The 7041-nt window shown below is 67.9% G+C and carries 9 protein-coding genes; 3 read left to right on the forward strand and 6 right to left on the reverse strand.

What is annotated here, in order from left to right; translation table 11 throughout:
* Positions 1–1296, reverse strand: a 1296-nt coding sequence (ftsH, locus tag RSA25_RS18375; protein WP_332810270.1) for an ATP-dependent zinc metalloprotease FtsH, incomplete at its 3' end; no start/stop codon positions are given.
* A 53-nt stretch (positions 1297–1349) separates the two neighbouring features.
* Positions 1350–1982 carry a 23S rRNA (uridine(2552)-2'-O)-methyltransferase RlmE gene (gene rlmE / locus RSA25_RS18380; protein WP_332810271.1) on the reverse strand — a complete coding sequence of 211 codons (633 nt, stop codon included), beginning with the start codon at positions 1980–1982 and terminating at the stop codon, positions 1350–1352.
* Positions 1983–2047: 65 nt separating this feature from the next.
* On the opposite strand from rlmE, the gene yhbY reads away from it, so the two are divergent.
* Both yhbY and RSA25_RS18390 read left to right on the forward strand, forming a co-directional pair.
* A complete protein-coding gene (gene yhbY / locus RSA25_RS18385) occupies positions 2048–2353 on the forward strand; it encodes a ribosome assembly RNA-binding protein YhbY (protein WP_332810272.1) in 306 nt (101 codons plus the stop codon).
* A 13-nt stretch (positions 2354–2366) separates the two neighbouring features.
* Positions 2367–2741 (forward strand): Mth938-like domain-containing protein, encoded by a 375-nt coding sequence (locus RSA25_RS18390; protein WP_332810273.1) that lies wholly within the window; start codon positions 2367–2369, stop codon positions 2739–2741.
* Positions 2742–3174: 433 nt separating this feature from the next.
* Here the strand turns inward: RSA25_RS18390 and RSA25_RS18395 are convergent, their stop codons facing one another.
* The 4 genes from RSA25_RS18395 to surE are packed head-to-tail and all read right to left on the reverse strand — an operon-like array spanning position 3175 to position 6041.
* Positions 3175–3957: a peptidoglycan DD-metalloendopeptidase family protein gene (locus RSA25_RS18395; RefSeq protein ID WP_332810274.1), complete on the reverse strand. Its 783-nt coding sequence runs from the start codon at positions 3955–3957 to the stop codon at positions 3175–3177.
* Complete coding sequence (locus RSA25_RS18400) at positions 3954–4568, reverse strand: YqaA family protein (protein WP_332810275.1); 615 nt, start codon at positions 4566–4568, stop codon at positions 3954–3956. Before RSA25_RS18400 ends, RSA25_RS18395 begins: the two co-directional genes overlap by 4 nt.
* A gap of 19 nt (positions 4569–4587) precedes the next feature.
* A complete protein-coding gene (locus RSA25_RS18405; RefSeq protein ID WP_332810276.1) occupies positions 4588–5265 on the reverse strand; it encodes a protein-L-isoaspartate(D-aspartate) O-methyltransferase in 678 nt (225 codons plus the stop codon).
* On the reverse strand, positions 5262–6041 hold the full coding sequence (gene surE, locus RSA25_RS18410) for a 5'/3'-nucleotidase SurE (protein WP_332810277.1): 780 nt from the start codon (positions 6039–6041) through the stop codon (positions 5262–5264). The genes RSA25_RS18405 and surE overlap by 4 nt, the downstream gene beginning before the upstream one ends.
* Before the next feature lie 187 nt (positions 6042–6228).
* Here surE and RSA25_RS18415 point away from each other — a divergent pair, with 187 nt between their 5' ends.
* The gene (locus RSA25_RS18415) at positions 6229–6768 is read left to right on the forward strand and encodes a Smr/MutS family protein (RefSeq protein ID WP_332810278.1); all 540 of its coding nucleotides are present in this window, start codon (positions 6229–6231) and stop codon (positions 6766–6768) included.
* Positions 6769–7041: the final 273 nt, after the last annotated feature.

The following is a 7041-nucleotide window of genomic DNA, read 5'->3' on the forward strand; positions in this document are numbered from 1 at the left end:
GATGGCGTGGCCTGCCTCGTGGTAGGCGGTGAGCGTCTTTTCTTCCTCGCTCATGGCCATCGAACGGCGCTCGGCGCCCATCAAGATCTTGTCGCGGGCACGGTCGAAGTGGTCCATGCGGACCTCCTTCTCGCCACCGCGGGCGGCAAACAGCGCCGCCTCGTTGCACAGGTTGGCCAGGTCCGCACCGGAGAAGCCCGGGGTACCGCGCGCGATCACCATCGGCTCGACATCGTCGGCCAGCGGCAGCTTGCGCATGTGCACCTTGAGGATCTGCTCGCGGCCCTTCACGTCGGCCAGCCCGACCACGACCTGGCGGTCGAAGCGGCCCGGGCGCAGCAGCGCCGGGTCCAGCACGTCCGGACGGTTGGTGGCGGCAATGACGATCACGCCCTCGCCTCCTTCAAAGCCGTCCATTTCGACCAGCAGCTGGTTCAGGGTCTGCTCGCGCTCGTCATGACCGCCACCCAGGCCGGCACCGCGATGGCGGCCGACGGCGTCGATTTCGTCGATGAAGATGATGCACGGGGCCTGCTTCTTGGCCTGCTCGAACATGTCGCGCACGCGGCTGGCGCCGACGCCGACGAACATTTCCACGAAGTCCGAACCGGAGATCGAGAAGAACGGCACCTTGGCTTCGCCGGCGATGGCGCGGGCCAGCAGGGTCTTGCCGGTACCGGGCGGGCCCACCATCAGCACGCCGCGCGGGATCTTGCCGCCCAGCTTGGTGAACTTGGTCGGGTCGCGCAGGAAGTCGACCAGCTCGCCGACTTCTTCCTTGGCTTCATCGCAGCCGGCGACGTCGGCGAAGGTCACCTTGATCTGGTCTTCGCCCTGCAGCTTGGCGCGCGACTTGCCGAAGGACATCGCGCCCTTGGAGCCACCGCCGCCGCCCTGCATCTGGCGCATGATGAACAGCCAGAAGCCGATGATCAGGATCACCGGGAGGAAGTTCATGAGGATCGCACCGAGGGAGATGCCACTGGACGGCTCTTCCTGCACGATTTCCACGTTCTTGCCGCGCAGCACGTTGATCAGGTCGCGATCGTAGGGCGCGGTGATGGTGGCCGCCTGGCCGCCACGGGTGGTGTAGGAGAGCTGGCTGGTGCCGCCGCGGACATCCCCGGCAAAGGTCACCTTCTGGACGTTGCCGCTGTCCACCTGGTCCAGGAACTGCGAATACGTCGCGCCCTGGGCGCTCGCGCCGGTGCTCTTGGGCGAGAAGCTCTGGAACACCACCATCAGCACCACGGCGACGACCACCCATAGCAGGAGGTTCTTGGTCAAGTCGTTCATCCTCATTGGCTCCGGTGTTCCTCTAATTCCTGACGCGATTGGTATGGTTGAGCTTACTTGATCTGCGCGCGTTTGCCCCGCCCCAACGCATAGACCTCGGGCGAGCGCTTGCGGGACGCCTCCGGCTTGCGGATGACCACCTTGTCGTACCGACGGCGCATCTCGCGCACGTAGTCGTCAAAGCCCACGCCCTGGAACAGCTTGATCAGGAACGCGCCACCGGGCTTGAGATGGTTGTCGGCAAAATCCATCGCCAACTCCGCCAGGTGCATCATCCGCGGCTGGTCGACCGCGTCCATACCACTTTTATTGGGGGCCATATCCGAGAGCACAAGGTCTACCGGCTGGTCCCCGAGCATGGCCTCGAACTCCGATAGGACCGTTTGTTCCCTGAAGTCACCGTGAAGGAACTCCACGCCGGCCAGCGGCGGCATCTCCAGGATGTCCAGAGCCAGGACCCGGCCGGTGTCCCCGATCTGGCGGCGCACCTGCTGCGACCAGCCGCCCGGGGCGGCCCCGAGGTCCACCACCACCATGTGGGGTTTCAGCAGGCGGTCACGCTCGAGCAGCTCCTCCAGCTTGTAGGCCGCGCGCGAGCGCATGCCCTCTGCCTGGGCCTTCTTCACGAAGGGGTCGGAAAAGTGTTCTTTCAACCAGCGTTGACTGCTCTTGCTGCGGGAAACCATGGGGAATAGGGCCGGAACGGGTGGTCATGATACCCTGATCGCCCCAGTTAACCGCTTGTTCCTGAATGTCTATTGCCCTGACCTCTGCCCAGACCCGCTTCCTCCGCGGCCATGCCCATGATCTGAAGGCCCTGCTGCAGATCGGCGGCAAGGGGGTCACGCCGGCCTTCCTGGCCGAGCTGGAAGAAGTGCTGGAACGCCACGAACTGATCAAGGTGAAGGTGGCCGCCGAAGACCGCGACGCCCGCGATGCCATGATCGACGAACTCGTCGCCGCCTCCGGCAGCGCCCTGGTGCAGCGCATCGGCCATGTGGCCGTGCTGTACCGGCCGAGCAAGGAACAGCGCCAGATCGTGCTGCCGCGCGGCTGAGCCGGACCCTGAAATGCAACTGAGCCACGAATTGCCCGATTACGCCTACGCCCTGCGCGCCGCCGATGGCCGCACCGCGAAGGTGAATGACCGCACCCTGGCCAGCAGTTTCGTGCTGACCCCGGACACGCTGATCGAGGCGTGGCCGGTGACCGACATCGCCGCGCTCACACCCGAGCACCTGCAGCCGGTGCTGGCGCTGAACCCGGCGCTGGTGGTGCTGGGCACCGGGGAGACCCAGGTGTTTCCGCCGGCCGCGGTGATGGCCGCCTGCCTGACCCGGGGCATCGGCCTGGAAGTAATGAACAACCCGGCGGCCGCGCGCACGTTCAACATCCTGGCCGGCGAAGGCCGCAAGGTGGCCGCGGCGTTCATCCTCACCGGCTGAAACCGGCGTTTTTTTGTTCAGGAAAGGCTGCCGAAGGCGGCCTTTTTTGTGGTCGCCGGGTAGCGCCACCCCATGGGCGGCTGCGCGGTCTGACAGGGGCTGCGGGGTCCGGCTCCCCGCAGCGACGCATGGCGTCGCTCTACCATGCCGTCACGGGATACCGGGGGTAGAGCCACCCCATGGGTGGCTGCGCGGTCTGACAGGGCTGGCGGGGTCTGCCTGCCGGCAGCGACGCATGGCGCCGCTCTACCACGCGGTGGCGGGATACCCGGGGGTAGAGCCACCCCATGGGTGGCTGCGCAGTCTGACAGGGCCGGCGGGGTCCGCCTCCCGGCAGCGACGCATGGCGTCGCTCTACCATGCGGTGGCGGGATATCCGGGGGGGTAGAGCCACCCCATGGGTGGCTGCACACGGTCCGCTTCGCGGGTCCGATTACCGCGGCGGCAGGTACAGCAGCGGGTCGACCGGCTTGCCGTTGTAGCGGATCTCGAAGTGCAGCATGTCGCGGGTGGTGCCGGTGCGGCCCATCTCGGCGATCTGCTCGCCTGCCTTCACGCTCTGGCCTTCGTTGACCAGGCGCTTGCGGTTGTGGCCGTAGGCCGACAGCCACTGGTCGCTGTGCTTGATGATGATCAGCTCGCCGAAACCGACCAGGCCGGCGCCGGAGTAGACCACCACGCCCGGCGCGGTCGCCCGTACCGGCTGGCCGCTGCTGCCGGCGATGTCCACGCCCTGCTTGGTCACGTCGGCGCCGACGAACTTGCCCACCAGGGCGCCGTCGGCCGGCCAGCGCCAGCTGATGTTGCTCTTGATGGCGGTGGTCGGCGACGGCGTGGGTGCCGGCGTCGGCGCGGTCGTGCCCGGACGCGGCGCGGTGACCACCGTGGTCGGGGCGCGGCCGGGGGTGGCGCCGCCCGGGTAGAGCTTCAGCGACTGCCCGGGATAGATCGTGTACGGCTCGGCCAGACCGTTCCAGGCGGCCAGGTCGCGCGGGGTGATGTTGTGGATGCGGGCCAGCGCATAAAGCGTGTCGCCGCGGCGGACCACGGCGGTCTGGCCCGGCTTGGCCACCGACGCCTGCGGCGTGGTGTGTCCGCCGCCGCGCCCGCCCGGTGCGGGCTTGACCACGGTCGCGGTGCCACACGCGCCCAACGTGGCCACGACCATCACCAGCGCGCCGACGCGCAGCCCCCTGCTCAAACGATCTGCACTCATGCGAACTTCGACCTCCAGACTAGCCAGGCGACCAGCGCCACGACCAGTACGGTCGCGATCCAGCCCAGCGGTTCAATCCAACGCCGCAGCGCGGCTTCCGCGCGCGGTCCACCGATACGGATGACCGCGGCCAGCACGTACACGCGCTTGCCACGGCCGATCAACATGCTCAGGAAATACTGCGGCAACGGCACCCCGACGATACCCGAGGCCCAGGTGAAGACCTTCATCGGGATCGGCATGAAGCCCCCCAGCACCAGGAAGGTGAACACCGCCCAGGGCGACTCGGCCATCTTGGCCTGCACCAGCGCGATGCCGCCCTCGATGCTGGACAGCATGCCCAGCGCGGCGAACACCGGCTTGAGCGCCTCGAAGGCGTAGTGGCCCAGCGCGTAGCCGACCAGCGCCCCGACCATCGAGCCGGCCAGGCTCAGGGTGGCGAACCACCAGCCGCGCTTGGGCTGGGCCACGCACATCGGCGCCAGCATCACCTCGGGCATCACCGGGAAGATGATCGCCTCGATGAAGCTCAACACGGTGAGGTAGGTGGGCGCGCGCTCGTGCGCAGCCCATTTCATCGCCCGTTCGTACAACGGGCCAAAGATCTTCATGACGCCACGCTCCTGAGAATCAATCCAGCATGCCAGACAGCAGCGGCACGAACGTGACCGGCGCCAGTACCTGCTGGTGGATGCTGCCGTCCTCGCGACGGGTCAGCTGCACCAGCGACTGCGCGCCCGGCCCGCCGACCGGGGCTACCAGCCGCCCGCCCACCGCCAGCTGCTCCACCAGCGCATCGACCAGCGCGGGTGCGGCGGCGGTGACCACGATGGCGTCGAACGGGCCGTGTTCGGCCCAGCCGACCCGGCCATCGTCATGCTTGGTGCGGATGTTCATGCCCAGCGCCCGGAAGCGCTTGCGCGCCTGGCGCAGCAGGTCGCCGATGCGTTCCACGGTGTAGACCTCCAAGCCCAGCGCGCCGAGGATGGCGGCCTGATAACCGGAGCCGGTGCCCACTTCGAGCACCTTCTTGGGCGACGACTGCAGCACCGCTTCGGTCATCCGTGCCACCACCCACGGCTGGGAAATGGTCTGCCCATGGCCGATCGGCAGCGCGGTGTCCTCGTAGGCACGGGAGGCCAGCGCTTCATCGATGAACAGGTGCCGGGGCACCACGCGGACCGCGTTGAGGGTGTCCTCATCGACGATGCCGGCCTCGCGCAGGCGCTCGACCAGGCGGTCACGCACACGCTGGGAGGTCATGCCGATGCCGACCGCTTCGGGCTGGAGACGCAGGCGCTGGCTCATGCCGGGCGGTCCAGCGCGGCGGTCAGGCCGCCGACCCAGCTGGCCACCTTCTCAAGCGCCTGGTAGCGGGTGAGGTCGACCTGGATCGGGGTGATGGAGATGAAGCCACTGCGGACGGCATGGAAATCGGTGCCGGGGCCCGAATCCTGCTCGCGACCCGCCGGGCCGATCCAGAACACCTCGTTGCCACGCGGATCGCGCTGGGCGATGCAGCCTTCGGCGCGGTGGCGGTTGCCCAGCCGGGTGACCTCGAAACCGCGGATCTCGTTCCACGGAAGGTCGGGCACGTTGACGTTGAGGATGGTGTCGGCCGGCAGCGGGTCCGCCTTGAGACGGGTCACGATCTCCACCGCGGCACGCGCGGCGGTCTCGAAATTGCGCGGTTCATGGTTGTGGGTCACCAGGGACATCGCCACCGCCGGCAGGCCCAGGAAACGCCCCTCCATGGCCGCCGAAACGGTGCCGGAATAGATGACGTCATCGCCGAGGTTGGCCGCGTTGTTGATGCCGGACACCACGATGTCCGGCTCGTACTCCAGCACGCCGGTCAGCGCCAGGTGCACGCAGTCGGTCGGGGTGCCGGCCACCGAGCAGGTGTAATGATCGATGCGCTTGAGGCGGATCGGCAGGTCCAGGGTGAGCGAGTTGCTGGCGCCGGAGCGGTCGCGGTCGGGCGCAAACACCGTGACCTCATGACCGGCGTCACGCAATACCGAGGCGAGCATTTTGATGCCCGGCGCGTCGACGCCGTCGTCGTTGCTGACCAGGATCCGCATCTGCGATTTAACCGCTTGATTTTTCAAGACTTCGATTCCATCACTTTCCAGCGTTGGCGGGGCCGGCGCGTCCCGAGATGGGGCGGGTCGACCGCGCAAGTGCGTCCGCTATTGTGCCGCAAGCGGGCAGATCGTCCTACCCCGCTGACGGTAGGCAGCGGCCCTGCCCTGGCATTACGCTGTATGCATGTCACATTCTGAAGACGAAGACCCTGCGGCGCTGTTCCGCTCGGCAATCGGCGAGGTCACACCGCTGCGCAAACCTGCCGCCGCGCCGCCGGCCACGCCCAAGCCGAAGCCGCGGGCGCGGATGGCCGAGCGCGACGAGGCGCAGGCGCGCGGCGAGTTCGCCCAGCTGCTGCGCGAGAGCAGCCCGCTGGAAGCCGGCGACACCGCCAGCTACCGGCGCGACAACCTGCCGGCGCGGATGTTCCAGCGCCTCAAGCGCGGCCAGTATTCGGTGCAGGACGAGCTGGACCTGCACGGGGCGACGGTGGCGCAGGCTGAGAACCTGCTGCGCCAGTTCCTGCTGGAAGCGCACGCGCATGAGCACGGATGCGTGCGCATCATCCACGGCAAGGGATTGCAGTCCGACGGCGGGGCGCCGGTATTGAAGAACCTGGTCGACCGCCTGCTGCGCCAGCGCAACGACGTACTGGCCTTCCATTCGGCCCCGGCCGGGCAAGGCGGCACTGGCGCGGTGCTGGTGCTGCTCGCCAACCGGTAGGGTTGTCGGGGTTGGAATGGAGAGCAGCCACCCATGCTGCGCGCGGGACCGGACGGAGAGCAGCCACCCATGGGGTGGCTCTACCGGCGATGGCCGGAAGAGTTCGGAGGTTCGGCCATCGGGGCACCTCGCCTCGGATAATCGGATCGCCGTCCATCGCGGCGCGTCATCCATCGGGGGTAGAGCCACCCCATGGGTGGCTACGCGCGGTGCCGGAACGGAGAGCAGCCACCCATGGGGTGGCTCTTATCTCTTGGCGATCTGGCACCTTAG

This window comes from Stenotrophomonas sp. (genome assembly GCF_036662295.1).
Taxonomy (GTDB): domain Bacteria; phylum Pseudomonadota; class Gammaproteobacteria; order Xanthomonadales; family Xanthomonadaceae; genus Stenotrophomonas.